The 25,238-nt window shown below is 51.5% G+C and carries 26 protein-coding genes and 5 pseudogenes; 12 read left to right on the top strand and 19 right to left on the bottom strand.

All coding sequences use genetic code 11. The annotated features are described in order from the left end of the window. Positions 1-320 precede the first annotated feature (320 nt). Positions 321-1,040, top strand: coding sequence for a monofunctional biosynthetic peptidoglycan transglycosylase (mtgA, locus tag KQP84_RS19880; protein WP_215847824.1), 720 nt, complete (start codon positions 321-323; stop codon positions 1,038-1,040). On the opposite strand, the gene npr is transcribed toward mtgA, so the two are convergent. The 11 genes and pseudogenes from npr to KQP84_RS19825 form a co-directional block, all read right to left on the bottom strand. Then, positions 1,041-1,313, bottom strand: coding sequence for a PTS phosphocarrier protein NPr (gene npr / locus KQP84_RS19875; protein WP_215847823.1), 273 nt, complete (start codon positions 1,311-1,313; stop codon positions 1,041-1,043). It abuts the gene before it with no gap. Next, positions 1,310-2,163 (bottom strand): annotated as a pseudogene (gene rapZ / locus KQP84_RS19870) (RNase adapter RapZ). The gene npr and the pseudogene rapZ overlap by 4 nt, the downstream one beginning before the upstream one ends. A 47-nt stretch (positions 2,164-2,210) precedes the next feature. Continuing rightward, positions 2,211-2,690, bottom strand: coding sequence for a PTS IIA-like nitrogen regulatory protein PtsN (gene ptsN / locus KQP84_RS19865; protein ID WP_215848351.1), 480 nt, complete (start codon positions 2,688-2,690; stop codon positions 2,211-2,213). Positions 2,691-2,843: 153 nt separating this feature from the next. Further along, positions 2,844-3,131 (bottom strand): ribosome hibernation promoting factor, encoded by a 288-nt coding sequence (gene hpf, locus KQP84_RS19860; RefSeq protein ID WP_215847822.1) that lies wholly within the window; start codon positions 3,129-3,131, stop codon positions 2,844-2,846. 21 nt (positions 3,132-3,152) lie between these two features. Beyond that, positions 3,153-4,585, bottom strand: a pseudogene (gene rpoN / locus KQP84_RS19855) (RNA polymerase factor sigma-54). 48 nt (positions 4,586-4,633) lie between these two features. Further along, positions 4,634-5,357, bottom strand: a pseudogene (gene lptB, locus KQP84_RS19850) (LPS export ABC transporter ATP-binding protein). Then, on the bottom strand, positions 5,317-5,916 hold the full coding sequence (gene lptA / locus KQP84_RS19845) for a lipopolysaccharide ABC transporter substrate-binding protein LptA (protein ID WP_215847821.1): 600 nt from the start codon (positions 5,914-5,916) through the stop codon (positions 5,317-5,319). The pseudogene lptB and the gene lptA overlap by 41 nt, the downstream one beginning before the upstream one ends. Continuing rightward, positions 5,885-6,460 carry an LPS export ABC transporter periplasmic protein LptC gene (gene lptC / locus KQP84_RS19840; RefSeq protein WP_215847820.1) on the bottom strand — a complete coding sequence of 192 codons (576 nt, stop codon included), beginning with the start codon at positions 6,458-6,460 and terminating at the stop codon, positions 5,885-5,887. Before lptC ends, lptA begins: the two co-directional genes overlap by 32 nt. Continuing rightward, positions 6,457-7,023 (bottom strand): 3-deoxy-manno-octulosonate-8-phosphatase KdsC, encoded by a 567-nt coding sequence (gene kdsC / locus KQP84_RS19835; RefSeq protein WP_215847819.1) that lies wholly within the window; start codon positions 7,021-7,023, stop codon positions 6,457-6,459. The genes lptC and kdsC overlap by 4 nt, the downstream gene beginning before the upstream one ends. A gap of 13 nt (positions 7,024-7,036) precedes the next feature. Then, a complete protein-coding gene (gene kdsD / locus KQP84_RS19830; protein ID WP_215847818.1) occupies positions 7,037-8,023 on the bottom strand; it encodes an arabinose-5-phosphate isomerase KdsD in 987 nt (328 codons plus the stop codon). A gap of 16 nt (positions 8,024-8,039) precedes the next feature. After that, entirely contained in the window at positions 8,040-9,020 is a 981-nt protein-coding gene (locus tag KQP84_RS19825; protein WP_215847817.1) for a calcium/sodium antiporter, read from the bottom strand. Between the two features lie 226 nt (positions 9,021-9,246). Between KQP84_RS19825 and mlaF the strand changes: the two genes are divergently transcribed. From mlaF to murA, 7 genes are all read left to right on the top strand, one after another. Next, entirely contained in the window at positions 9,247-10,062 is an 816-nt protein-coding gene (gene mlaF, locus KQP84_RS19820; RefSeq protein ID WP_215847816.1) for a phospholipid ABC transporter ATP-binding protein MlaF, read from the top strand. A gap of 4 nt (positions 10,063-10,066) precedes the next feature. Continuing rightward, positions 10,067-10,849, top strand: coding sequence for a lipid asymmetry maintenance ABC transporter permease subunit MlaE (gene mlaE / locus KQP84_RS19815; RefSeq protein WP_215847815.1), 783 nt, complete (start codon positions 10,067-10,069; stop codon positions 10,847-10,849). Between the two features lie 4 nt (positions 10,850-10,853). Then, a complete protein-coding gene (gene mlaD / locus KQP84_RS19810; protein ID WP_215847814.1) occupies positions 10,854-11,396 on the top strand; it encodes an outer membrane lipid asymmetry maintenance protein MlaD in 543 nt (180 codons plus the stop codon). 17 nt (positions 11,397-11,413) lie between these two features. Continuing rightward, positions 11,414-12,043, top strand: coding sequence for a phospholipid-binding protein MlaC (mlaC, locus tag KQP84_RS19805; RefSeq protein ID WP_215847813.1), 630 nt, complete (start codon positions 11,414-11,416; stop codon positions 12,041-12,043). Positions 12,044-12,045: 2 nt separating this feature from the next. Next, positions 12,046-12,351 carry a lipid asymmetry maintenance protein MlaB gene (mlaB, locus tag KQP84_RS19800; protein ID WP_215847812.1) on the top strand — a complete coding sequence of 102 codons (306 nt, stop codon included), beginning with the start codon at positions 12,046-12,048 and terminating at the stop codon, positions 12,349-12,351. Positions 12,352-12,464: 113 nt separating this feature from the next. Then, the gene (gene ibaG, locus KQP84_RS19795; protein WP_215847811.1) at positions 12,465-12,722 is read left to right on the top strand and encodes a BolA family iron metabolism protein IbaG; all 258 of its coding nucleotides are present in this window, start codon (positions 12,465-12,467) and stop codon (positions 12,720-12,722) included. Between the two features lie 67 nt (positions 12,723-12,789). Continuing rightward, on the top strand, positions 12,790-14,049 hold the full coding sequence (gene murA / locus KQP84_RS19790; protein WP_215847810.1) for a UDP-N-acetylglucosamine 1-carboxyvinyltransferase: 1,260 nt from the start codon (positions 12,790-12,792) through the stop codon (positions 14,047-14,049). Positions 14,050-14,146: 97 nt separating this feature from the next. Here murA and KQP84_RS19785 read toward each other — a convergent pair whose 3' ends face one another. Together KQP84_RS19785 and ispB are read right to left on the bottom strand one after the other, a co-directional pair. Next, the gene (locus tag KQP84_RS19785) at positions 14,147-14,389 is read right to left on the bottom strand and encodes a helix-turn-helix domain-containing protein (protein WP_215848350.1); all 243 of its coding nucleotides are present in this window, start codon (positions 14,387-14,389) and stop codon (positions 14,147-14,149) included. A gap of 273 nt (positions 14,390-14,662) precedes the next feature. After that, a complete protein-coding gene (gene ispB, locus KQP84_RS19780) occupies positions 14,663-15,634 on the bottom strand; it encodes an octaprenyl diphosphate synthase (protein ID WP_215847809.1) in 972 nt (323 codons plus the stop codon). 256 nt (positions 15,635-15,890) lie between these two features. On the opposite strand from ispB, the gene rplU reads away from it, so the two are divergent. The 3 genes from rplU (at position 15,891) to cgtA (ending at position 17,891) form a co-directional block, all read left to right on the top strand. Continuing rightward, complete coding sequence (rplU, locus tag KQP84_RS19775; protein WP_193405201.1) at positions 15,891-16,202, top strand: 50S ribosomal protein L21; 312 nt, start codon at positions 15,891-15,893, stop codon at positions 16,200-16,202. A gap of 15 nt (positions 16,203-16,217) precedes the next feature. After that, positions 16,218-16,475, top strand: coding sequence for a 50S ribosomal protein L27 (gene rpmA / locus KQP84_RS19770; RefSeq protein WP_031592019.1), 258 nt, complete (start codon positions 16,218-16,220; stop codon positions 16,473-16,475). Positions 16,476-16,718: 243 nt separating this feature from the next. Then, on the top strand, positions 16,719-17,891 hold the full coding sequence (gene cgtA, locus KQP84_RS19765; RefSeq protein WP_215847808.1) for an Obg family GTPase CgtA: 1,173 nt from the start codon (positions 16,719-16,721) through the stop codon (positions 17,889-17,891). Positions 17,892-17,937: 46 nt separating this feature from the next. Here cgtA and KQP84_RS19760 read toward each other — a convergent pair whose 3' ends face one another. From KQP84_RS19760 to KQP84_RS19740, 5 genes and pseudogenes are all read right to left on the bottom strand, one after another. Next, positions 17,938-18,357, bottom strand: coding sequence for a hotdog fold thioesterase (locus KQP84_RS19760; RefSeq protein ID WP_215847807.1), 420 nt, complete (start codon positions 18,355-18,357; stop codon positions 17,938-17,940). Positions 18,358-18,360: 3 nt separating this feature from the next. Next, complete coding sequence (gene dhbA / locus KQP84_RS19755) at positions 18,361-19,119, bottom strand: 2,3-dihydro-2,3-dihydroxybenzoate dehydrogenase (RefSeq protein ID WP_215847806.1); 759 nt, start codon at positions 19,117-19,119, stop codon at positions 18,361-18,363. Next, positions 19,119-19,970 (bottom strand): isochorismatase, encoded by an 852-nt coding sequence (locus tag KQP84_RS19750; RefSeq protein WP_215847805.1) that lies wholly within the window; start codon positions 19,968-19,970, stop codon positions 19,119-19,121. Before KQP84_RS19750 ends, dhbA begins: the two co-directional genes overlap by 1 nt. Before the next feature lie 18 nt (positions 19,971-19,988). Beyond that, positions 19,989-21,605 carry a (2,3-dihydroxybenzoyl)adenylate synthase gene (locus tag KQP84_RS19745; protein ID WP_215847804.1) on the bottom strand — a complete coding sequence of 539 codons (1,617 nt, stop codon included), beginning with the start codon at positions 21,603-21,605 and terminating at the stop codon, positions 19,989-19,991. Positions 21,606-21,615: 10 nt separating this feature from the next. Beyond that, positions 21,616-22,793 (bottom strand): annotated as a pseudogene (locus KQP84_RS19740) (isochorismate synthase). Between the two features lie 177 nt (positions 22,794-22,970). Here KQP84_RS19740 and fepB point away from each other — a divergent pair. Next, positions 22,971-23,938 (top strand): annotated as a pseudogene (fepB, locus tag KQP84_RS19735) (Fe2+-enterobactin ABC transporter substrate-binding protein). Here the strand turns inward: fepB and entS are convergent. Continuing rightward, entirely contained in the window at positions 23,933-25,183 is a 1,251-nt protein-coding gene (gene entS / locus KQP84_RS19730; RefSeq protein ID WP_215847803.1) for an enterobactin transporter EntS, read from the bottom strand. The pseudogene fepB and the gene entS overlap by 6 nt on opposite strands. Between the last annotated feature and the right edge of the window lie 55 nt (positions 25,184-25,238).

The following is a 25,238-nucleotide window of genomic DNA, read 5'->3' as shown; positions in this document are numbered from 1 at the left end:
TTATCGATCAATCAATGAAGAGTAACGAACTAATCATTTTGCGATAGTTAAGTGTAGTGAAACATTTATGATGGCGTATATCACAAATTGTTAAGTGTTTTTTTGAAAAAAGTCTAACTGAAGCAGGGTAATGGAACCGATTCCTTTTTGCTGGAAGTGCTTGAAGTAACTGGATCTGTTAAAGCTGATTTGCAATTTTACTGCGTAATCTGTCTGTAAAATAACCCGTATCGTTTGGCTTTATTGCCTGATAAATCCATTTTAAGCCTGTGATTTCTACAGCAATTGATTAATGCCTAAAACAAGTAAGAGAAGATTGCATGAGTAAGTATAAAGGAAGCCTCGGACAACGTATTAAGCGCATTGTTGTCCGCATGCTGTTGGCATGGTTAGGGATTTGGGTAGCAGGCATTGTGCTTTTTTCGTTTTTGCCGGTTCCTTTTTCCGCCGTGATGGTTGAGCGACAACTGGTCGCCTGGATAAATGGCCGGTTCGATTATGTGGCGCATTCGGATTGGGTAGGGCACGACGAAATCTCACCATGGATGGCATTAGCCGTGATTGCATCAGAAGATCAAAAATTTCCGGTGCACTGGGGATTTGATGTAGCAGCTATAGAGTCTGTGTTGGATAACAGCAATGAAAAAATGCGCGGTGCATCTACACTGTCACAGCAAACGGCCAAAAATCTGTTTCTGTGGGATGGACGCAGTTGGGTGCGTAAAGGTCTGGAAGCCGGTTTGACCGTGGGAATTGAAACCGTGTGGACCAAACGCCGCATTCTGACGGTTTACCTGAATATTGCTGAGTTTGGGGACGGAGTCTTTGGCGTTGAAGCGGCATCGCAGCGTTTCTTTCATAAACCCGCCAGCCGCCTCAGTATGTCGGAAGCCGCGCTGCTGGCTGCTGTGCTGCCTAATCCTATTCGTTTTCGTGCCGATGCGCCTTCAGGTTATATCCGGCAACGTCAGCAATGGATCATGCGGCAAATGCGCCAGCTGGGCGGCGAGGGATTCCTGCAACGCAATAAGCTGGATTAATCAGTCTTCGTCAAAACCCGCTTCAAACAGCTCAATGACAGCAGCTAGCGCCTGAATTTCTTCCGGGCCGCTGGCTTCAATTTCGATATGGCCGCCTTTGGCAGAGTCCAGCATCAGTAACGCAATAACGCTACTGGCTTCGGCTTCAGTACCCGCTTCATTGCGTAATAGTACTTCTGCGTCAAAACTTTGTACCAACTCAAACAGCTTCATTGCCGGGCGCGCATGCATGCCCAGCTTATTTTTGATTTCTACAGTTTGTTTGACGGTCATGATTTGCGTTTTTCCAACGTACGATGACGAGACTGTACATTTTTACCGCGGGAGCGGAAATAATCTGCTAGCTGTTCAGCAATATAAACTGAACGGTGTTTTCCCCGGTACAACCGATGGCTACGGTTAGGTAACTGCGGTTGTTGGTTTCCAGCATCGGTAGCCACAATTCAAGATAGCTACGCGTCTGATAGATAAAGTTGTGCACTTCAGTGTGGCGATCCAAAAAAGCCGCTACCGGACGGTCAAGACCGGTCATCGGACGTAATTTGGGATCCCAATGCGGGTTCGGTAAGAACCGAACATCAAAGACATAATCAGCATCTATCGGAATACCATGCTTGAAGCCAAACGACTCAAATACCATGGTCAGTTCGCGTTCGCGCTTGCCCAGCAGACGGGTACGCAGCATTTCAGCCAGTTCATGCACGGACATTTCTGACGTATCGATAATTAAATCGGCACGCGAGCGTAGCGGCTCCAGCAGATCGCTCTCTTCGTCAATGGCACTTTCCAGCGACAAGTTTTTGCTGGAAAGAGGGTGCAAACGACGCGTATCGCTGTAGCGGCGAATCAACGTATTACGATCAGCGTCGAGAAACAGCAGCTGCGGTGAAAACGTATCAGGCAGATTATTCAGAGCGGTTTCGAAGATTTCCGGCGATTCTGGCATGTTACGCACATCAATGCTGACAGCAGCGGAGATGTTGCGTTCTGCCAACGAGTTTGCTAACTCCGGCAGCAAGACCACCGGCAGATTATCGACGCAGTAAAACCCCATGTCTTCCAGTGCGCGCAACGCCACTGATTTTCCTGAGCCTGACCGACCGCTAACGATCATCAGCACCATGACCTTCTCTCCCGTTTTAAAACCGGCACCGGGCCGGTAAAGACGCTTTACTGTTCTGACTGGCCTTCTGTAATAATCGCGTAGAGCTCTTCATTACTTTGCGCCGCTCGCAGGCGACGACAGACGGTTTTATCTGCCAGTCTTTTCGCCACCAGTGAAAGAGTATGCAAGTGCGTTTTGCATTGATCTGCGGGAACCAGAAGGGCAAACAACAGATCGACCGGCTGATTATCCACCGCGTCAAAGGCGATGGGCTGTTCAAGACTAATGAACACGCCTACCGCGCGCAATGTATCTTCATCCAGCTTGCCGTGAGGAATCGCAATTCCATTGCCAATACCGGTGCTTCCCATGCGCTCACGGGTAAGAATTGCTTCGAAAAGCGTTTGGTGCGGCAGGTTGAGCTGCTTGGCGGCCAGTTCGCTGATAATTTCCAGCGCCCGTTTTTTGCTCTGGCAATGTACGCTGCTGCGGGTGCAGTCCAGCGAAAGTACGGAGCTCAATTCCAGTGTCAGATCGTTGTTCATCATCGTTTCACTTGCGAGTTCACTTAGCCACTCACGTTCGCATATAACCGCTATGTTGACGTCAGATGGCGCTGGCTTAGATGACAAAACGGGGCGGTTAATCCGCCCCATCCTGTGCGCTCTAGCGCGTTAAGCGCTTAACCAGCGTGAAGGTTAGTGTTTTTTCAGTTTGTCTTTGTGTTTGGTCAGTTGACGGGTGAGTTTATCAATCAAACCGTCAATAGCCGCATACATATCTTCCGCTTCCGACGTGGCGTGCAGTTCGCCACCGCTGACGTGTAAAGTCGCCTCGGCAATTTGATTGACCTTCTCGACTTTCAGAATAATATAAACCTGATTGATACGATCAAAGTAGTGTTCCAGTTTGGCAAACTTACCGTTAACGAATTCACGCAGAGGTTCGGTGATTTCGACATGTTGCCCAGTGAGGTTCAGCTGCATAGGTCTTCCTTCTCATTTCTGTCAAACCAGCTGTTTACGCTGGTTCGATGGCGGGATGGATAAAGACTCGCGGTACTTAGCGACGGTTCGACGCGCCACCATGATCCCTTGTTCAGATAACATGGAGGTGAGCTTACTGTCGCTCAAGGGCTTGGCAGGATTTTCCGCCGAAATTAATTTTTTGACCAATGCACGAATCGCAGTAGACGATGCTTCGCCGCCACCTTCGGTATTCACGTGACTGGAGAAAAAATACTTCAATTCAAAGATGCCACGCGGGCTATGTAAATATTTTTGCGTGGTAACGCGGGAAATTGTCGATTCATGCATTTCAACGGCTTGCGCAATATCTGCCAATACCATTGGACGCATAAACTCTTCGCCTTGTTCAAAAAAAGCGTGTTGTTGTTCAACAATACAACGAGTCACTTTTAGCAACGTATCGTTGCGGCTTTCCAGGCTTTTAATTAGCCACTTTGCTTCCTGCAAATTACTACGAATAAATTGATTATCGCTGTCGTTGCGCGATGAACCCCCATCGCAGCATATTGCTGGTTGATCTTTAAACGTGGCACGCTGTCAGCGTTGAGATCCACTGTCCAGCGTGTGCCGACTTTACGTACCAGCACGTCGGGAATCACATACTCAGGTTCGCCGGTATTCACCGATTGGCCAGGACGCGGATCCAGTGATTGGATCAGCTGCATGGCCTCTTTCAACACATCTTCTTTTAAACGCGTTACGCGCATCAGACTGCGGAAATCGTGATTAGCCAATAAGTCGAGGTGGTTGCTAACGATCAGTCGCGCTTCTGCCAGCATCAGCGTATCAGGAGCATATTGTGAAAGCTGCACCAGTAAGCAATCACGCAAGTCACGAGCGCCAACGCCGATGGGATCAAAACGTTGGATACGTTTTAATACGGCCTCAACCTCATCAAGCTCAAGCTCTTCATTGCCGATGCTGTCGAGGATCTCTTCAAGCGAAACGGTAAGATACCCGGTATCATCGATGGCATCGACAATGGAGGTCGCAATCGCGCGATCGTTATCGGTAAAAGGTGTTAATCCCACCTGCCACATCAAATAATCTTGCAATGATTGTGTTGTTTCGCCTTGATAAATAGGCAATTCATCATCTTGATAATCGGTTCCGGTGCCTGAAGGCGTGCCTGCGGTATAAATCTCGTCCCAGGTTGCATCAAGCGGCAGCTCTTCCGGCATATCTTTCTGCTCTAACGCTTCACGTGTATCCAGCGCTTCGGCTTCTTGATATTCGCGGGAATCAACTTCGTCGTGCAGATCGGTTTGTTCAAGCAGCGGATTACTTTCCAGCGCGAGTTGTAGCTCTTGCTGAAGTTCAAGCGTTGAAAGCTGCAGCAGACGAATGGCCTGTTGCAGCTGTGGTGTCATCGCCAGCTGTTGGCTGAGCCTGAGTTGTAAACCTTGCTTCATAGACAGGATTGATTTTCCTCAGCAAACGTCAGTGTTAGCGACACCTTATCAGAGTCTGAACTCTTCGCCCAAATAAACCCGCTTAACTTGCTCATCTGCAAGAATTTCTGTAGGCGTGCCGTGGGCAATCAAGTGACCTTGGCTCACGATATAGGCGCGTTCACATACCGCCAGCGTTTCACGAACGTTGTGGTCGGTGATTAGCACGCCAAGGCCGCTATCACGCAAGTGTTCAATGATCTTTTTGATGTCGATAACTGAGATGGGGTCAACACCGGCAAACGGTTCATCTAACAGAATAAATTTTGGATTTGCGGCCAGGGCACGCGCAATTTCGACGCGACGACGTTCACCCCCAGACAATGCCTGTCCCATGCTGTCACGCAGGTGTTCGATGTGGAACTCTTCCATCAGCTCGTTAGCACGATCCTGACGTTGCTCTTCAGTCAGATCATCACGGATCTGTAACACCGCCATGAGATTGTCGAACACGCTCAGGCGGCGAAAAATGGACGCTTCCTGAGGAAGATACCCGATGCCACGACGCGCGCGCATGCAGCGGCAGGATACTGATATCTTCATCATCAATGATAATGCGGCCCGCATCGCGCGGCACAATGCCCACGACCATATAAAAAGTCGTGGTCTTGCCCGCACCATTGGGACCCAGCAGGCCGACAATCTCGCCGGACTTCACTTGCAGACTAACGTCTTCTACCACGCGACGGCCTTTATATGCCTTCGCCAGATTTTCTGCGATTAATGTGGCCATAGCTATCAGTTACTCTTTTTCCGCTGTTGGACGAACCTTGCTTATCTTGCAACTGCGATGGCACCAGCACGGTGGTCACTCGTTTACTTTGACCCTGACTGTACGCCTGCATTTTTTGTTCTTTAACCAGATACGTTATGCGATCGCCTTTGATGTTGCTGTCTTGCTGTTCGATGTACGCATTGCCAGTCAACTCAACAAAATCGTTGGCCAGTTCGTAATGCAATTTTGAGGCATGGCCCTGAACCGGTTTGCCGCTGTCCTGCATTTGATAGAAAGTGGCGGGGTTACCGTAAGCATCAACAATGGTTTTCTTGCTGTCGCCGCCAGGACGCGTAACCACCACTTTGTCCGCAGTGATTTTGATCGAGCCTTGCGTCACGATAACATTGCCGGTAAAGGTGGCCACGTTGCCTTGCAGATCCAGCGCCTGGTTCTGCGAATCGATATTCACGGGTTTATCCGAGTCACCGGTCAAGGCCAGCGCTGGAACACTGGTCGCAAGCAGCACGCTGGCCAGTAAATACTTAAGGCTGTTTTTGTTCATTTTGAATTTCATAAGAAGTTTTGACCTTTTCGATTAACTCGGCGTTTTTTGTCCGTAAATTACCGCGCATTTTCATGCCGGTAGAGTTAAAGCTGCGGCCATAGAGCGTTACCTGGTCGTCAGACGTCACGTCCTGACTGACAAGGTTCACTTGAGCATTGTCAGTTTTGATACGCTGAAGCTGAGAATCCTGCGTCAGCGTAGTGAGCTCAACATGTCCATACAGATAAAGCATACGATCTTTGGTCAGCTTTGCTTTATCTGCGCGTACCGACCAGGTTGGCACTTTGTTTTCATCGTAAGTGGTCATCACTGGATTATCGAACCAGCTCAACTCATCGACTGAAAAGTAGGTCACCTTGTCTGAAACCAGCTTGTACGTCAGGGCACCTTGCGGGTTATACACCACCGTATTGGAGTCTGCGCTGGTGTAAGTTGGCGCCTGATCGTTAGCAACGGGCGCGCTAGTGTCGTCCTGATTAGTCAGATTCCAGCCGATAAGAACCAGTGCAATCAAAGTCAGAATCAGCGTTATCCAACGCCTGCTTTTACTCATACCGATTGCCCTTTGGCATCCTCAAATTTATCTTGCGCCATTAAGATCAGATCGCATAATTCACGTACCGCACCGCGTCCACCGGCGATACGCGTCACGTAATTGGCGCGTGGCAGTAAAACAGGATGTGCATCTGCAACGGCAACACTCAGACCTACTTTGGCCATAACCGGCCAGTCGATGAGATCGTCACCGATGTAGGCAACCTGTTCATCAGAAAGAGACAGTTTATCCAGAAGTTCACGATAGGCCAAAAGCTTATCCGACTGGCCCTGATAAAGATGACGTATGCCGAGGGTTTTGCAGCGATCTTCCATCAGTCGAGCGTTGCGGCCGGTTATAATAGCCACTTCTACATCGGAGGTCAGCAGGCAGCGAATGCCGTAACCGTCGCGGACATTGAAAGCCTTCAGCTCTTCACCGTTATTTCCCATGTAAATGACGCCATCTGACATCACGCCATCAACATCACAAATCAGCAAACGAATCTTACTGGCGCGCGCCATTACAGCGGCACTAACCGGTCCGTAACACGTTTCAACGGTGGCACTTTCTAACGGCATTCTCTTTTCCTGTTCAGACCACGCCTGCGCGCAGCATGTCATGCATATGTACCACACCGAGCAGACGATCGTCATCGGCCACCAGTAGCGCGGTGATGTTTTTGGTTTGCATCAAATTCAAGGCATCCACCGCCAGGACATTAGGGCGAACGCGAATGCCGCCACGCGTCATTACTTCTGCAATGGTTGCCCGCTGGAAATCGATGCCCATGTCGAAGATGCGGCGTAAATCACCATCGGTAAAGATGCCTTCAATTTTCATCAGATCGTTAACGATAACGGTTAACCCGAGGTTTTTACGTGTAATTTCCAGCAGCGCATCACGCAGAGAAGCGTCGTGCGTGACATGCGGCATTTCATCACCGCTGTGCATAATATCACTGACATGCAGCAGCAGTTTGCGACCCAACGCGCCGCCTGGATGTGAAAGGGCGAAATCTTCAGGCGTGAAACCGCGTGCTTCTAATAGCGCAACGGCTAATGCATCACCCATGACCAGGGTGGCGGTAGTACTGGTGGTGGGCGCAAGGCCGAGCGGACAAGCTTCCTGCGGCACCTTGATACATAAATGCACATCCGCCACGCGTCCCATGGCGCTTTCAGCGCGGCTAGTCATGCAAATGAGTTTAATTTTTTGACGCTTGATCACCGGGATCAACGCCAGAATTTCGTTAGACTCACCGCTGTTTGAAATGGCAATGACAACATCATTGCTGCTCACCATGCCAAGATCGCCATGACTGGCTTCGCCAGGATGAACAAAAAATGCCGGGGTACCGGTGCTGGCAAACGTTGCTGCCATCTTTTTACCGATATGACCCGATTTGCCCATTCCCATGACCACAACTTTGCCTTTACAGGCGAAAATCATGGCGCAAGCACGCGCGAAATCCTCATTGATATATTGGTCGAGTTGTTCCAGTCCTTCACGCTCAATGCGCAGCACCGCTTTTCCTGCTTGCTGGAAATCAAAATCACCGATCGATTGCTGATGTGACATGGCAAATCTGTCCTTTTTATCCGTCTATAAACGCCGGCTGTAACCACAGCAGCGTAACCCAGACGATGAACCCACAGAGTAAAAGTGTGCCTGCGGTGCGGCCTATACGGCGGCGGCGCAGTAAGCAAAGCAGGGCAAAGAGGGCGCTTACGCCGAGCATGACCCAATAATCACGTGCGAAGGCGTGATAATCTACGCTGCCAGGATGCATCAGTGCCGGCAGGCCCAGCACAATGGCAATATTATAAATGTTGGCACCGATCAGATTACCGATAGCGATATCATCTTCACCTTTCAGCGCACCTGCGATGACGGTGGCCAGCTCTGGCAAACTGGTGCCGACTGCAATTATCGTCAAGCCCATGACGAGTTCACTGACGCCAAAATAGTCTGCAAATACCGTGGCGTTATCGATCACCATACGTGTCGACATCGGTAAAATAATCAGCGCAACGGCCAGCCAGAGAAAGGCCACCGTGTTATTGCCCTCTTCGCGTGGCAGTTCAGCCAATTGTTCACGCGTTAACGTGTCATTGTTATTAAGTTCGGCTTTACGAGCAATGCGGATCACCACGATCAAATAGAGGGCGGCAATGGCAATCAATCCCAGACCATCAAGTCGACTAAGATGATTATCAAACAGCATAATACCGCTCAGTAATGAGACCAGCAGCATTAGCGGCAGTTCGCGGCGAATCAGATTTGAATGGACAGTCAGCGGGTGCAGTAAAGCCGCTCCTCCCAAGATCAGCAATATATTAGTAATGTTCGAGCCCAGCGCGGTGCCAACAGCGAGATCCATTTGACCATGCTGCGCCGCTGAGAAGGAGAGAATGATTTCTGGCAACGACGTACCCATGCCGACCACCGTCATGCCTATAATCAACGGTGGTATGCCAAATGAGCGGCAGAGAATCGAGGCGCTAAACACCAGACGATCGGCACCATAAGCCAGTAAAAGCAGACCGATAATCAGCAGTGCGGTAGCTACGAACATTAAAAATCCTTGCGTGTAAATCGGGGTCGGCACGCCTTGTCCGACTGATTTAAGATTCTGTGTGCTGAAACAGGCGCTGATTTTGACCGCCTAAACGACAAAAGTAAATTTTATGCCCGTTTTCGCTAAATCTTAGCGGTAAGTTTCTGTAAAGCTATCGTGCAACAAGGTTGAACAGGCTACCATCGTACCCCATGTTTACGCCCGATCTGCATAAGAGGTAAGAATGATCCAGCAGCAAACGAATCTGGTAGAGGTTCGTGGCGTGAGTTTTTCGCGCGGAGATCGCAAAATCTTTGATGACATTTCGCTCACGGTGCCGAAAGGTAAGGTGACGGCGATAATGGGACCATCGGGGATAGGTAAAACTACGTTGCTACGCTTGATTGGCGGCCAGCTTCAGCCTGATGGCGGAGAAATCTGGTTCCGTGGCGAAAATATCCCCACGCTTTCACGCGCTAAATTGTACGAAGCGCGTAAAAAAATGAGCATGTTGTTTCAGTCTGGCGCGTTGTTCACCGATCTTACCGTCTATGAAAACGTGGCCTGGCCGCTGCGTGAACATACCCAATTGCCGCCGGCTCTGCTACACAGCACGGTGCTAATGAAGCTAGAAGCGGTGGGTTTGCGCGGCGCGGCCCAGCTGAAACCCGCCGAGCTTTCTGGCGGTATGGCACGTCGCGTGGCCTTGGCGCGTGCAATTGCGCTTGAACCTGAATTAATCATGTTTGACGAACCTTTTGTCGGCCAGGATCCCATCACTATGGGCGTGCTGGTTAAATTGATCGATGAATTGAATCACGCCTTAGGTCTGACCTGCATTGTCGTGTCGCATGATGTGCCAGAAGTGTTAAGTATTGCGGATTACGCTTATATCGTGGCAGGACAAAAAATTATTGCACAGGGTAGCACGCCGGACCTGCGGGCAAATCCCGACCCACGCGTGCGCCAGTTTATTGATGGGATTGCGGATGGACCTGTCCCATTTCGTTTTCCGGCCGGCGATTATCTTGCCGATTTAACCGGCTCAGGGAGAATTTAAGCTGATGCTATTGAAGGCACTGGCGTCATTTGGACGTCAGGGAATTGAAACCTGTGCCAGCTTTGGCCGCGCAGGCTTAATGCTGTTTCACGCACTGGTGGGTAAGCCAGCGTTTCGCAAACACGCGCCGCTGCTGATAAAGCAGCTTTATAGCGTCGGCGTCCTGTCATTGCTCATTATCGTGGTTTCCGGCTTATTCATCGGCATGGTCCTTGGGCTGCAAGGATATCTGGTGCTCACTACGTACGGTGCAGAAACCAGCCTCGGCATGCTGGTGGCTTTGTCGCTGCTGCGTGAACTGGGGCCGGTGGTTACCGCGTTGCTCTTTGCCGGTCGTGCGGGTTCAGCATTGACCGCTGAAATCGGGTTAATGAAAGCCACAGAACAGCTCTCCAGCATGGAAATGATGGCGGTAGACCCGTTACGTCGCGTGGTTTCACCGCGTTTCTGGGCCGGCTTTATCAGTATGCCGTTGTTAGCGCTAATTTTTACGGCGGTGGGAATCGCGGGTGGTGCCTTGGTTGGCGTGAGCTGGAAAGGCATCGATCCGGGTTTCTTCTGGTCTGCGATGCAGAACGCCGTCGACTTTCGTACCGACGTGGTCAACTGCATCATTAAAAGCGCCGTGTTTGCCGTGACGGTAACCTGGATTGCCTTATTTAATGGATATGATGCGATTCCGACTTCTGAAGGAATCAGTCGCGCGACGACGCGCACCGTAGTGCACGCTTCACTGGCGGTGCTCGGTTTGGATTTTGTGCTGACAGCACTGATGTTTGGGAATTGATGCAATGCAAAGCAAAAAAAGCGAAATCTGGGTTGGCGTATTCATGATCATGGCGTTACTGGCCATGCTATTTCTCTGCCTGCGCGTAGCAGATCTTAAATCTATGGGGACCGATCCCACATGGAAGCTGTTCGCGACCTTCGACAACATTGGTGGCTTGAAAGTCAGCTCACCCGTCAAAGTGGGTGGCGTGGTTATTGGTCGCGTTACAGATATTTCTCTTGAACCGAAAACGCTGCTGCCGCGTGTCACCATGGATATCAGCGACCAGTACGCGGATAAAATCTCCGATACCAGTTCACTGGCGATTCGTACGCAAGGCTTGTTGGGTGAGCAATTTCTGTCGTTAAATCTAGGGTTTGACGATCCCGAGCTGGGCTCGGCGATGCTGAAAGATGGCGACACGTTACGCGATACTAAGTCGGCGCTGGTGCTGGAGGACCTGATCGGTCAATTCCTGTATAAGAGCGGCGATAATAAAGACAATAACGATAATAAGGATGCGCAGGGCAGTACCAATGCTGCTGCGGCACCGGTTCAACCTTAAGAAAGAGGTCACACACGATGTTTAAACGTTTACTGATGATTGCCATGTTGGTGGTAACACCGTTAGCAGCGAATGCCGCCGATCAGAGCAATCCTTATAAAATGATGAATGAGGCGGCGCAGAAAACCTTTACGCGCTTGAAAGTAGAGCAGCCGAAGATCAAGCAGGACCCCAATTATTTACGTGAAATCGTACGTCAGGAGCTTCTGCCGTATGTGCAGATTAAATATGCAGGCGCATTAGTGCTGGGTCGCTACTACCGTGATTCGACTCCGGCGCAGCGTGAAGCCTATTTCAGTGCATTTGGTGATTATCTGGCGCAGGCTTATGGTCAGGCGCTGGCGTTGTATAACGGCCAATCCTATCAAATTCAACCAGAGCAGCCGATTGGCGATACTAATATCGTGGCGATCCGTGTGTCGATTATTGATCCTAATGGCCGCCCACCGGTTCGCCTGGATTTCCAGTGGCGTAAAAATAGCCAAACAGGAAACTGGCAGGCTTACGATATGATTGCTGAAGGCGTTAGCATGATTACGACTAAGCAAAATGAATGGAGCGATCTGCTGCGCACCAAAGGTATTGACGGTCTGACGGCGCAACTGAAGCGTTCTGCTGCTCAGCCGATCACGCTGGATAAACAGTAACAATGGGCGAATCACTTCGCTGGCAGCGTGATGCCAGCACGCTGTTGCTCAGCGGCGAGCTTGATCGCGATACGTTGCTGTCCCTATGGCAGCAGCGAGATACATTGATCAAGGATGTTCAAACCATCAATGTTGCCGCGCTGGAGCGCGTAGATACAGCAGGATTAGCTTTATTGGTGCATCTACGAGAAATTGCCCGCGCTCAAGGCATCACGCCATGTTTCAGTGGGATCAGCGATAAACTGCAATCTTTGATTACCCTTTACAATCTGCAGCAGATTATTGTTTCTGCGGATAAAAACGCCTGATTTCCTTCTGTTAAGCTAAGCCCCTGTTTTGTACAGGGGCTTTTGCGTATTTAAGAGTCAGGCGCTTTCCTCTAAGATGTCATCCTTATTATTATCAAGTGAAGTTAAAAGCAATGGAAAACAGTGAAATTCAGGCTGTGCTAATGCAAGCACTGCCTTTGGACGAAGTCCATGTGATGAGCAATGATGGCAGCCACTTCCAGGTTATCGCGGTGGGCGAGCTGTTTGGCGATCTTAGCCGCGTAAAGAAACAGCAGGCTGTCTACGCGCCGCTGATGGAATATATTGCGGATAATCGCATCCATGCTGTCTCCATCAAAACCTATACTCCCGCTGAATGGGCACGTGACCGTAAACTCAACGGTTTCTGAGCCGTCAGCGTGGCGAGCTCGCCACTGGCGAGCCCAATCTTTAGCTAGTTAATTGAGAGCCGTGTTAATGGACAAATTTCGTGTGCAAGGCCCCACCCGCTTAAGTGGTGAAGTAACCATCTCTGGGGCAAAGAATGCCGCGCTGCCTATCCTGTTTGCCGCGTTGTTGGCTGAAGAGCCGGTTGAAATTCAAAATGTGCCAAAGCTGCGGGACATTGATACCACCATGAAGCTGCTGACCCAGCTGGGTGCAAAGGTTGAGCGCAACGGTTCCGTACACGTCGACGCCAGTGCAGTTGATATTTTCTGTGCGCCTTACGATTTGGTTAAAACCATGCGTGCTTCTATCTGGGCGCTTGGCCCACTGGTTGCACGTTTTGGTCAAGGACAGGTTTCACTGCCAGGCGGCTGCGCAATTGGCGCGCGTCCGGTTGATTTGCACATTACCGGTCTTGAGCAACTGGGTGCAGAGATTAAGCTGGAAGAGGGCTATGTTAAAGCCTCTGTGAATGGCCGCCTGAAAGGCGCGCTTATTGTCATGGATAAAGTCAGCGTTGGCGCAACCGTGACCATCATGAGTGCTGCAACATTGGCAACCGGTACCACCGTGATTGAAAATGCCGCTCGCGAGCCGGAAATCGTCGATACCGCGAACTTCCTGAACACGCTGGGCGCAAAAATCAGCGGAGCGGGCAGTGATAAAATTACCATCGAAGGTGTTGAACGCTTAGGTGGCGGTGTTTACCGTGTTCTGCCCGATCGTATTGAAACCGGTACGTTCCTGGTAGCAGCGGCCATCTCTGGCGGGAAGGTACTGTGCCGTAACACGAAACCTGACACCCTGGATGCGGTGTTAGCGAAATTGCGTGATGCTGGTGCCGATATCGAAATCGGTGAAGACTGGATCAGTCTCGACATGCATGGCAACCGCCCGAAAGCGGTTAACGTGCGTACCGCGCCACATCCAGGTTTCCCAACCGATATGCAGGCACAGTTCACGTTGTTGAACATGGTTGCAGAAGGTACCGGTGTTATTACCGAAACCATTTTTGAAAACCGCTTTATGCATATCCCAGAATTGATTCGTATGGGCGGTCATGCCGAGATAGAAAGCAACACGGCGATTTGTCATGGTGTAGAGACGTTATCGGGTGCGCAGGTTATGGCCACCGATTTGCGTGCTTCTGCAAGCCTGGTGCTGGCAGGCTGTATTGCTGAAGGCACGACGTTTGTTGATCGTATTTATCACATCGATCGCGGCTACGAACACATTGAAGACAAACTGAAAGCGATGGGTGCGGATATTGAGCGCGTCAGTGGCGAATAAGCACGTCTAAAGCTTTGGTTGAACAAGCCAGCCTCGGTTTCCGCGGCTGGTTTTTTTGTGCACTATCCAACAATCTATTCTGAGTCCGATTCGGCTTTTAGTGCTGCGCTATCGGCCAAGGGCCGGATACGTTTTTCCGATCCAATAAACATTGGGTGATGGGATCGTAATAGCGACTTGGCCAAATTTCTGCTGGATGGACCTTGATCGCATCCGCGATCAGCCATTCGCCTTTGGGCCAAGGGCGCGATAACGCATTTGCCAACGTTGATGAACTCAACCCTGCTTCGCGGGAAAGCGCGGCTAAAGTCGTACCACGTTTACGTAGTGCCGCGATAATGTCGGCGGGGTGCCAGTCTTCATTCCTTTTTGCATAAACCTGTTCTCCTTGTCCTTGTTAATGCGTCACCCTGAGGGCGATCCTCATTCTCTTTGAATATTATAACTGGAAAGTTCTGGGTCTTTATAGCAAATAATTTCCATTAAGTTCCAGTAATATTCGGATCGAACGCATAGAACTGCGCGGCCTGGCGCAAAAGCCTTGCAAAAGATGTAAGCCAGACAGAAGAAGGGGGAAATCAAAGAAACGGAGCCGTTTAAGGCTCCGTGAGGATTAGAAATCGCGTTGTACTGACATGTGCGCGAGCGATTCCAGCGCGCGACGCCACGGTGTTTCCGGCAGGATTTTCAACGCAGCAATCGCTTTATCCGCTTCTTGCTCTGCGCGCGAGCGCGTCCATTCTAATGAACCGCATTGATGCATTGCTTCTAGCACCGGCTCCAGCAAATGACGTCCGTTGCCTTGCTCAATCGCTTCGCGGATCATCTTCGCCTGTTCCGGCGTGCCGTGCTGCATGGCATGAAGCAGTGGCAGAGTTGGCTTGCCTTCGCTGAGATCGTCGCCTGTGTTTTTGCCTAGCGTTTCACCGTCGGCACTGTAATCCAGTAAATCATCAATTAACTGGAAAGCGGTACCAAGAAAACGGCCATAATCCTGCAACGCTTTTTCCTCTGCAGGTGTGGCTTCAGCAAGAATCGCGGATGCCTGAGATGCAGCTTCGAACAGGCGCGCGGTTTTACTGTAAATCACGCGCATGTAACTCTCTTCGGTGATGTCGGGATCGTTGACGTTCATCAACTGTAAGACTTCACCTTCTGCAATCACATTCACCGCTTCAGACATCAATGCCAGTATGCGCAGCGAGCCCATGCTGGTCATCATCTGAAAGGCGCGAGTGTAAATAAAATCGCCTACCAGCACGCTTGCTGCATTACCGAATGCAGCATTCGCTGTCGCTTTGCCACGGCGCATATCGGATTCATCCACCACATCATCATGCAACAGCGTGGCGGTATGGATAAATTCGATCAGCGCCGCATTGGTCACATGCAGGTCACCCTGATAGCCCATTGCGCGAGCGGAAAGCACGGCAATCATCGGACGGATGCGCTTTCCGCCGCCACTGATGATGTAATATCCCAGCTGATTGATGAGCGAGACATCTGAATCGAGCTGGTCGAGGATGGTCTGGTTAACGGCAGCCATATCCTGCGCGGTTAATTCATTTATCTGTTCTAAGTTCATTCGTCTTTTCAGCTATGACTCGTTTCTCTGCCATGGTAATTGCTTTTACCCAGCCAGCGTTCAGGTTATCTGTTACTGATTGTACTTGAATTTTCAGGTTGATAAACGTTTGCGTTCAGCCTGTGTTTTTTTCTGCAAGAGAGTGCAAAGTGCTCTTGTCTTCTCCTGGAGTTTTGCGTAGAATTCGCGCCCTATTGTGAATATTTAGCGCGCCGCCTGATCAACTAAAAAGGCAAGCGCAGAAGCGGAGTTTTATATGTACGCGGTTTTCCAAAGTGGTGGTAAACAACACCGAGTAAGCGAAGGTCAGACCGTTCGCCTGGAAAAGCTGGACATCGCAACCGGTGAAACCATTGAGTTTGACCAGGTTCTGATGATTGCAAATGGCGAAGACGTGAAAATCGGCGCGCCACTGGTTTCAGGCGGTGTTATCAAGGCTGAAATCGTTGCTCATGGTCGTGGCGAGAAAATTAAGATCGTTAAGTTTCGTCGTCGTAAGCACTACCGTAAGCAGCAAGGCCACCGTCAGTGGTTCACTGACGTGAAAATCACTGGCATCACTGCCTAACAGGAGATCTGAGAAATGGCACATAAAAAGGCTGGTGGCTCGACTCGAAATGGTCGTGACTCCAATGCAAAACGTCTGGGTGTTAAGCGTTTCGGTGGTGAATCTGTTCTGGCAGGTAGCATCATCGTTCGTCAACGTGGAACCAAATTCCACGCAGGTACCAACGTAGGTTGTGGTCGTGACCATACCCTGTTTGCTACCGCAGACGGCAAAGTACAATTCGAAATCAAAGGTCCGAACAACCGTAAATACATCAGCATCGTTGCTGAGTAAGGTTGTCGTGACGCAGACGTTTAACGTCTGAACGCACGAATTGAAGGCCCCGCAACTCATGCGGGGCTTTTTACATTCTGCGCTTGGTTGCCTTAAAGGCGACGCATCACAAAAGTTTGCTGTACACTTTATGTACGCACTGGCGAAAGCCAATCCTGATTTATCCGCCGCTGGTCAGCGCAGAAGACCCTGGCGGACCCGTTTGCAGCTGTGTTGCAGACGATTGTGTGACGGAGAGAGAAAATGAAGTTTGTTGATGAAGCAACAATTTTGGTTGTTGCAGGCGATGGCGGTAATGGTTGCGTCAGCTTCCGCCGCGAAAAATATATCCCGAAAGGGGGTCCAGACGGCGGTGATGGTGGCGATGGCGGTGATGTTTATCTGCTCGCTGATGAAAACCTGAACACGCTGATCGACTATCGCTTCGAAAAATCCTTCCGCGCAGAACGTGGACAGAACGGCCAAAGCCGTGACTGTACCGGTAAACGCGGCAAAGATATCGTTATTAAAGTCCCAGTGGGGACGCGAGTGATTGACCAAGGCACCGGTGAAACGCTGGGCGACATGACGCGCCATGAGCAGAAGCTGATGGTCGGCAAAGGTGGCTGGCACGGTTTAGGCAATACCCGCTTCAAATCCTCGGTAAACCGCAGTCCACGCCAAAAAACCATGGGTACGCCTGGTGAGAAGCGCGACTTGCAGCTGGAGCTGATGCTGCTGGCAGACGTCGGTATGCTTGGCTTACCGAATGCCGGTAAATCGACATTTATCCGTGCTGTTTCTGCCGCTAAACCTAAAGTTGCGGATTATCCGTTTACTACGCTGGTACCAAGCCTTGGCGTCGTGCGTATGGATAGCGAGCAGAGTTTCGTGGTCGCTGATATCCCGGGTCTGATCGAAGGCGCAGCGGAAGGCGCAGGCTTAGGCATTCGCTTCCTGAAGCACCTCGAGCGCTGCCGCGTATTACTGCATCTGATCGATATAGCGCCAATCGATGAAACCGATCCGGTTGAAAACGCGCGCATTATTCTTGGTGAGCTGGAAAAATACAGCGAAAAGCTCTTCAACAAGCCACGCTGGTTAGTGTTCAACAAAACTGACCTGCTGAGCGAAGAAGAGGCGCAGTCCCGTGCTAAAGCGATTGCTGAAGCGCTGGGGTGGGAAGATAAGTATTACCTGATCTCTGCCGCCAGCCGCAATGGCGTTACTGATTTGTGTTGGGACGTGATGAGCTTCATCAACGCCAATCCAAAAGAAGCCGATGTCGAAGAGAAACAACCGGAGAAAGTGGAGTTCATGTGGGATGATTACCACCGTGAAACCATTGAGAATACGGTTGAAGAAGAAGATGACGAAGAGTGGGACGACTGGGATGAAGAAGACGACGAAGGCGTCGAAACTGTCTACCAGCGTTAAGCATTTACGTCTCATCAAAACTTGCCCCATCGGGGCAAGTTTCGTTTTATCCTAGTACCGCCACACTGAGCCGCGCGCTACAGCACAATTGATCCCGCTTGTTACGAATTTCAATCTGCCATACCTGACTACGCGAACCCAAATGCAGTGGACGACAAATGCCGCGCACCTCGCCGCTGGAAACCGCACGATGATGGCTGGCATTGACTTCAACGCCCACGACGCTGCTGCCTTCATCCACGCACATGTACCCCGCAATCGACCCCATTGATTCAGCCAATACCACAGACGCACCGCCGTGTAACAGACCAAAAGGTTGATGAGTACGCGCGTCTACTGGCATGGTGGCCTCGAGATAGTCATCACCGATCACGGTGAAAACGATCCCCACATGCGCCACCAGTGAATTTTCACCCAGCGCATTCAATGCGTCTAAACCGATGGATCGTTTCCAGATCGCTGCCATGCATTACGCTCCTAACGTTGCGCCGCCGTCGACCACAATATCTTGCAGCACCACATGGCTGGCCAGATCAGAGGCGAGGAATAGCACGTTAGCCGCAACTTCTTGTGGCTTAGCGATTTTACGCAACGGAATACCCAGCTTGAATTGTTCCGGGAAGCCCTCAATCATCTCCTGCTCGCCGGTTGGCGTGTGCCACAGGCTGCGCTGCATATCGGTATCGGTCGATCCTGGCGAAACGATATTACAACGCACACCGTATGGCGCCATTTCTAGCCCAACGGTTAAACACAGGCTGCGTAGCGCAGCTTTCGATGCGCCGTAAGCAGACATACCGATGCGCGGCGCATGTGCTGCGTTAGAGGCAATGGTGACAATAGCGCCCGCACGTTGTTCACGGAACACCGGCAAGGTTTGCTGGAACAGGTTAAATGCGCCGCCAGCATTCACCGCCAGGCACGCTTGCCAGTCAGCGAAGGTCAGTTCATCGGTTGCACCAACGCGTAAAATTCCCGCTGCATTGACCAACACATCAATACGCGGCTGCGCGGTCAGAACACGCTGGCAAACTGTTTTCACCTGGTCAGGGTTGGCGACATCCATGGTGTGGCAAGGAAACGGATAATCATGCTCATGAAAACGCAGATCGAATGCTTCTACCTTCGCCCCAGCTTGATGAAAAGCCAACGCAGTATGATAACCAATCCCTTGTCCGGCACCGGTTACCCACACAATCTTCCCGCTGAAATCAAACGTGTTATTCATTACGCTGGCTCCCGTGAAAGCAGCGCCCACCAGCCATCTATGCTCGGATTTTTTGCCAGGCTGACAAAATCAATATCGCTATGAACCTGACGCCAGCGTGCCGCCAGCGACATTACGCGCACTGAATCCAGACCGTAATCGATCAGGTTTTCGCCATCTTCTGGCACGTCATCATCTTCCAGCAGCGGCAGGATCAGCGCACGCAGATCATCTTTACTGAGCGGCAACGGCATTAGGTCGGCGGTCATGACCACTTTTCCGCTGCGGCCTGCTGTATAAGTCAGCGCCATCATGTGTTCGTCGCGGGTAAAATCTGCCAGCGCATCCGCCACCATAAAGGGCTGAATATTACGCATAAAGGCATCCGTTGCGGTCGTCAGGCAGCCAATGTGCGCGTAGACACCCGTGATGATCAACTGATCACGGCCCATCTCTTTCAGCGTTGCTTCCAGTGGCGAACGATGAAAAGCGCTGTAACGCCACTTCGTCAGCACATGGTCATCTGCATCCGGGGCTAGCGCCTCAACGATTTTCTGCTGATCGGGATGCTTGTTCAGTCCCGGTCCCCACATATCATTGAGCAGGGCGCGATCTTCATCGCTTTGCTCATTGGGCTGCGCGGTATAAAACACCGGAATACCCTGCGCTTTACAGTAGCGGCGCAGTCGGGCGATGTTCTCGACCACTTGATTGACGAGCGGGCTGTTTTCGCCCCAGAAGTTAAGGAAATAGGCCTGCATATCGTGAATCAGTAAAGCTGCGCGCTGAGGCTCCAGCGTCCATTTCACTTTGTTGTTTGGCAACTCGGTGGCAGTTGGCAACGAATATGAGGTCAATTTTGGAATAGCCATTAAAATCTCCAGAACAAATCAGGCTTGCGCTTGTTGATCAGCAAGTTGTTGGCGCAGACGTTTTTTGTCCACCTTGCCGACGGGGGTCAGCGGCAGGGCATCTACGCAGGTAATACGATCGGGCAGTTTAAATTCGGCAACGCCCAGCTCACGCAGGTGGCGACGCAGCACCACCGGTTTGATCGGTTGGCTGGCGACAATAAAGGCACAGCTTTTCTCGCCCATCAGCTCATCGTTCATTGAAACCAACGCCGCATGGATCACATCTGGATGGCGTTGCAGCAAGTTCTCTATCTCTTCCGCCGCGATTTTTTCGCCGCCACGGTTGATCTGATCTTTTTCACGCCCCTGGACAATAATGTTGCCGTCTGGCGTCATTTCGATCAGATCGCCGGAGCAATAAAATCCATTTTCATCAAAGCTGGCGGCATTGTGTTCCGGGCTGTTGTAGTAGCCGCGGAAGGTATAAGGGCCACGCGTCATCAGGCGGCCAACTGCGCCAACGGGCAGCGGATTACCGTTCTCATCAGCCACCCAGACTTCATCATCAGGAGAGATCGGGCGGCCTTGAGTGGTGAGAATGGTTTTCTCATCATCGTCCAGTCGGGTGTAGTTGACTAAGCCTTCGGCCATGCCAAACACCTGTTGCAGCTTGCAGCCAATCTCAGACTGAATGCGCGCGGCTAAGGTTTCGCCTAGCTTGGCACCGCCAACCTGAATGCGTTGCAGAGATGCCAACGGCTTGTTGGTTCCCCATTCCTGGATGGCCTGTAACCACAGACTCACCGCGGGCGGTACTAAACCGGTGTCAGTGATTTGATGCTTTTCGATCAACGGGAAGCAGAGCGTCGCGCTGGGGTCGGCCGCTAAAATTACTTGCCCGCCTGCGTCAAATACGCCAAGCGCGCCCGGCGAACTCATTGGAAAATTATGTGCAGCGGGCAGGGCGATCAGATAACGCGTTTCTGCCGTAACGTGGCAAATCACATTGCTGTCGCGGATGCTGTAGTAGTAGTCGTTATGGGTACGTGGAATCAGCTTTGGCGTACCGGTACTGCCGCCGGAGAGCTGGAAAAATGCCACTTCATCGCCCGCTGTTGGCGTCGCGTTGAATTCACCTGCCGCTTCTGCCAGCAAGGATTCCAGGGTGTTTTCCGGTTGAGTATCATTGCGCAGAATAACCTGTTGCAGTGAAGCGTGTTCACGGCAAAGCTGTTCAATAAAGCGGTCATCAGCGAACAGCGCGTGGCTGCGATCGGCAATCAACAGTTTCGGTTCGATCTGGCTGGCGTAGGCGCTGAGTTCGGTGCGTTGATGACTGAACAGCGCATTCACGGGCGCAACGCCAATTTTAAACAGGGCAAACAGTGTCAGGTAAAACTCCGCCACGTTGCCGAGTTGAACCAGCGCAGTATCACCATTTTTTAGGCCGCGTCTTTGCAGCGCAGCAGCCAGGTTATCGCTGAGTTCAGCGAGCTGACGATAGCTGAACTGACGATCGCCATCAATTACTGCCACGGCATCGCTGTTTTTATGTCGTGCCAGAATGTCGGTCATCGGCACATCAAGCCAGTAACCTTTTTCGCGGTAGCGCGCGGCGAGATCTTCAGGCCAGCGGCTGTATGAAATTGTCATGGAATACCCTTTATTGCAGTCCAAATGCGCGAAGCATGGTATCGAGTTTAACGCCAGTTTCACGCCATTCTGATTCAGGTTGTGAATCGGCAACAATACCTGCGCCAGCAAAAGTTGAACGCGTGCACCTTTAACCGTGCCGCAACGAATCGTGACAACCCACTCACCGTTGCCTTGATCGTCACACCAACCGACGATACCGCCAAACAGCTGGCGTTCGAACGGCTCCAATGCCTGAATCAGGCGCTGAGCGCGCTGGTGCGGGAAGCCACTTAAAGCCGGGGTTGGATGCAGCAGGCACGCCAGCGACAACGCATTTTCCTGCTCATCCAGCACTTCGCCATCAATCTGCGTGGCAAGGTGCCATAAGGTCGATGTGGTGATTAATGAGGGAACAGTGGGCACTGAAAGCAAACGGCTACGCGGTTGCAGCGTTTCGCGCATCGCATCGGTCACTAACTTGTGTTCATGACGATCTTTATCAGAGTTCATCAAGGTTTCGCCAGCGGCGCGGTCGCGTTGGCTATCATTCTCACGGCGGGCAGAACCCGCCAGCGGACAAGAGCTGAAATCGCGGCCCTGTTTACGCAGCATCAATTCCGGGCTCGCGCCGACTAACGCGCCGCCTTCCGGCAGCGGCAGGTGGAAGTGATAGCTGTTAGGGTTTTGCGCGACAATACGTTGCATCAACGCCGCCGTATCAACGGGCTGTTCGGTAGCGATATCCATCAAGCGCGACAGCACCACTTTATCCAGATCGCCGCGCTGCGTTGCCGCAACAGCTTGCGCCACCATCGAAGTAAAAGCGTCGTGATCCGGCACCGCAGTACGACGGCGCACGTGCGGCAACGTCTCTTCGGGCGCCGTTTGCGGCACGTTTAAATCTGCACGATTGAAGGTTTGATAAGACTCAGGAATAAACAGCGCAGAAGGCTGATTGACGTCAAACGGGATTGCGCCCACCAGAATCGGATTCGCAATGCCCTGTTTTCTTGCAGATGCAAAGTGCTGCTGCAATTGTTGTTGAAAATCCCCGCCCAACGCCGCGCCATCTTTTACCGGCGTGGTAATGGTAGTGAAACAGCCTTGGGTTGTCAGACTGCGCCACGGGGAAGTAAACAGAAAGCCACGACACAGCGCCGAGAAATCCTGCAACAAGGGATTTTCAAACGTCAACGTTTCCACCATAATTTTCACCTATAAATGATAAGATAATTAATAATGATTATCATTTGTATTGTGGCTCTGTAAGCTACGTTGATTAGTTTGGAGTGTCAATAAATTCGCGGGGTTTCGACTGCGTTTTCATGCTAAATCAGCATATTGAGCAGGGTTTTTGTCACAGCTAAAGGTGGATTGGATCTTATGTATAAACGGGATTTTTGGGCGATGATCGCCCTCTTTTTCGCCAGCATGCTGGTTCTCAGTGGCGTTGCTCACGCTGAAAATGGCTGGCCGCGCACGGTGCAGGGCGCCAAAAACAGTATCACTTTGCAGCAGGCGCCCACGCGCATTGTTTCCACCAGCGTCACGCTCACCGGTTCTTTATTGGCGATTGATGCACCAGTGATCGCCAGCGGCGCGACAGCACCTAATAGTCGACTCGCTGATGCACAAGGTTTCTTTCGTCAGTGGGGCGATGTCGCAAAACAGCGCGGGGTAAAACGTTTATACATTGGCGAACCAAATGCAGAAGCGATCGCCGCTGAAGCGCCTGATCTGATCGTCGTCAGTGCAACAGGCAATGATTCAGCCATCAAGCTGGTTGATCAGCTTTCAGCCATCGCGCCGGTGTTGGTGGTGAATTATGACGATAAAAGCTGGCAGCAGCTGGTGAGCGTTTTGGGTGAAGCGACCGGGCACGAAGCCCAGGCAGCGGCGCGCGTCAAAGCTTTTGACGATCATGAAAACGCGCTGAAAAGTAAATTAACGCTGCCACCACAACCTGTTTCTGCCATGGTGTGGAACGGAGATGGGCGCGCGGTAAATCTGTGGACTGCTGAATCTGCGCAGGGCAAGTTGCTGCAACAGTTGGGTTTCACGCTGGCGACGCCGCCGGTCAATATTCAGCAAGGGCACAGCATGGGGCAGCGCAAAGACATTATTCAGTTATCGGGTGAAAACCTGGCGGCTGGCCTAAACGGCAACAGTTACATGCTGTTTGCCGCCGAGGATAAAACCGCCCATGCGGTGATGAATAATCCGTTCCTGAAGCAAACGCCTGCGGTAGAAAAAAGCAGGTCTATGCGCTAGGTCTGGACACGTTTCGCCTCGATTATTACAGCGCCAGCAACCTGCTGACGCGTCTTGAGCAGCTGTTTGTTAAATCATAAGCTTTGTTCCGCCAGCTTTGGCGCTGGCGGTTGATAACGTCGCAACTGTCCCATTACCAACCACATCAGCACACCCAACAGCGCGGCAGCAAAACCAAACAGGCTTGCCGCCTGTTGCGGCAGCAGCAAAGAACCCATTGAACCAATGATGGCAGCGCCTATTGCATCGCCTGTGACGTTCTGCGCCGTCCACAAGCTATTAATGCGACCTAACAGCGCATCCGGCGTCAAGGTTTGGATCATCGCGTACTGTACCAGGCTGTTAATCGCGCTGAAGTAGCCAAACGCCACCAAACAAACCAACCCCAATTCAAAGCGTGGCATCAGGCTAAACAAGCCGAGGGCGATAAAGGCTGCAATCGCGCTGGCTAATACTAAGAGACCCGGACGCGGCGAATGGGTCAGTCGCCCGCTGGTCAGCGCGCCTACGGCAGCGCCGAGCGGCACGGCGGCATACATCAGCCCGAGCTGATCAAGGTCAACCTGCCAATGCGTTGCCAACGATGGATAAAGCACCCGTACCGCGCTGGCTAACGTGACCAACGCACCAATCAGCGCAACCATGCCGACAATCGGGCTGGCAAACAGAAATTGCACGCCAGTGGCTAAGGCTTTAAGGGGATGTTCTCGCGGCTGTGGCGGCGGAGATAACGCCGGTAATCTCAACAGCGTTAACACCGTCAGCAGCGTACCGAAAGCGGCTAACCCATAATTCCAGGCGACGCTGCCGTGGGCAATCACTAATCCTGCAATGGCTGGCGAAAGAATCGAGCCAAAGCGCACTGTTAACATAGTAATCGCGCCCGCTTTCATGATGTTTTCACGGCCTACCAGCGCGGGCGTGGCGGCCAGCAGCGCCGTTACGCCAATCGCGCCAAAAAAGCCGTCCCACAATCCCAGCGCAAAGACCGCGATTACCGAAGGTTCAGGCAGCAGCGCATTAATGCACAGCGCGACAAAACCCAAGCCGCAGGTGGAGCGGGCAAACAGAATAAGACGACGACGTTCATAGCGATCGGCTAATACGCCACCGGTAAGCAGGCCGATAAACATTCCCGCGCCTGCCAACGTGACGGATAACCCGACCAACAGCGGCGAATGGGTGAGTTGTTGAATTTGTACCGGAACGGCAACGGCTAGCATGCCGAGCGAAACAATGGAGATAAAGCGAGCAATAAACACGGCGCGAAAAGCGGGATGTGTTTTAAGCAGGCTGAGATCGATAAAGTAGGAGGGTTTGTTCATTTCATCGCCTATAAACGCCGATTTTCCTCGTCATTGAGTGAATAAGTCATGGTAA

Origin of the sequence: Candidatus Pantoea bituminis, from assembly GCF_018842675.1 — a bacterium.
GTDB classification, from domain to species: domain Bacteria; phylum Pseudomonadota; class Gammaproteobacteria; order Enterobacterales; family Enterobacteriaceae; genus Pantoea; species Pantoea phytostimulans.
This window is presented reverse-complemented; position numbering and strand designations above follow the sequence as displayed.

What these genes read in the sequence shown, in the direction of transcription:
- kdsD (WP_215847818.1), bottom strand. Translation starts at nt 8,023, where the DNA reads ATGTCACATCAGCAATCGATCGGTGATTTTGATTTCCAGCAAGCAGGA.
- cgtA (WP_215847808.1), top strand. Translation starts at nt 16,719, where the DNA reads ATGAAGTTTGTTGATGAAGCAACAATTTTGGTTGTTGCAGGCGATGGC.
- ptsN (WP_215848351.1), bottom strand. Translation starts at nt 2,690, where the DNA reads ATGAACAACGATCTGACACTGGAATTGAGCTCCGTACTTTCGCTGGAC.
- mlaC (WP_215847813.1), top strand. Translation starts at nt 11,414, where the DNA reads ATGTTTAAACGTTTACTGATGATTGCCATGTTGGTGGTAACACCGTTA.
- mtgA (WP_215847824.1), top strand. Translation starts at nt 321, where the DNA reads ATGAGTAAGTATAAAGGAAGCCTCGGACAACGTATTAAGCGCATTGTT.
- KQP84_RS19745 (WP_215847804.1), bottom strand. Translation starts at nt 21,605, where the DNA reads ATGACAATTTCATACAGCCGCTGGCCTGAAGATCTCGCCGCGCGCTAC.
- murA (WP_215847810.1), top strand. Translation starts at nt 12,790, where the DNA reads ATGGACAAATTTCGTGTGCAAGGCCCCACCCGCTTAAGTGGTGAAGTA.
- hpf (WP_215847822.1), bottom strand. Translation starts at nt 3,131, where the DNA reads ATGCAGCTGAACCTCACTGGGCAACATGTCGAAATCACCGAACCTCTG.
- mlaD (WP_215847814.1), top strand. Translation starts at nt 10,854, where the DNA reads ATGCAAAGCAAAAAAAGCGAAATCTGGGTTGGCGTATTCATGATCATG.
- dhbA (WP_215847806.1), bottom strand. Translation starts at nt 19,119, where the DNA reads ATGAATAACACGTTTGATTTCAGCGGGAAGATTGTGTGGGTAACCGGT.
- KQP84_RS19750 (WP_215847805.1), bottom strand. Translation starts at nt 19,970, where the DNA reads ATGGCTATTCCAAAATTGACCTCATATTCGTTGCCAACTGCCACCGAG.
- ispB (WP_215847809.1), bottom strand. Translation starts at nt 15,634, where the DNA reads ATGAACTTAGAACAGATAAATGAATTAACCGCGCAGGATATGGCTGCC.
- KQP84_RS19825 (WP_215847817.1), bottom strand. Translation starts at nt 9,020, where the DNA reads ATGTTCGTAGCTACCGCACTGCTGATTATCGGTCTGCTTTTACTGGCT.
- rpmA (WP_031592019.1), top strand. Translation starts at nt 16,218, where the DNA reads ATGGCACATAAAAAGGCTGGTGGCTCGACTCGAAATGGTCGTGACTCC.
- mlaE (WP_215847815.1), top strand. Translation starts at nt 10,067, where the DNA reads ATGCTATTGAAGGCACTGGCGTCATTTGGACGTCAGGGAATTGAAACC.
- npr (WP_215847823.1), bottom strand. Translation starts at nt 1,313, where the DNA reads ATGACCGTCAAACAAACTGTAGAAATCAAAAATAAGCTGGGCATGCAT.
- lptA (WP_215847821.1), bottom strand. Translation starts at nt 5,916, where the DNA reads ATGAAATTCAAAATGAACAAAAACAGCCTTAAGTATTTACTGGCCAGC.
- entS (WP_215847803.1), bottom strand. Translation starts at nt 25,183, where the DNA reads ATGAACAAACCCTCCTACTTTATCGATCTCAGCCTGCTTAAAACACAT.
- mlaB (WP_215847812.1), top strand. Translation starts at nt 12,046, where the DNA reads ATGGGCGAATCACTTCGCTGGCAGCGTGATGCCAGCACGCTGTTGCTC.
- mlaF (WP_215847816.1), top strand. Translation starts at nt 9,247, where the DNA reads ATGATCCAGCAGCAAACGAATCTGGTAGAGGTTCGTGGCGTGAGTTTT.
- kdsC (WP_215847819.1), bottom strand. Translation starts at nt 7,023, where the DNA reads ATGCCGTTAGAAAGTGCCACCGTTGAAACGTGTTACGGACCGGTTAGT.
- lptC (WP_215847820.1), bottom strand. Translation starts at nt 6,460, where the DNA reads ATGAGTAAAAGCAGGCGTTGGATAACGCTGATTCTGACTTTGATTGCA.
- rplU (WP_193405201.1), top strand. Translation starts at nt 15,891, where the DNA reads ATGTACGCGGTTTTCCAAAGTGGTGGTAAACAACACCGAGTAAGCGAA.
- ibaG (WP_215847811.1), top strand. Translation starts at nt 12,465, where the DNA reads ATGGAAAACAGTGAAATTCAGGCTGTGCTAATGCAAGCACTGCCTTTG.
- KQP84_RS19760 (WP_215847807.1), bottom strand. Translation starts at nt 18,357, where the DNA reads ATGGCAGCGATCTGGAAACGATCCATCGGTTTAGACGCATTGAATGCG.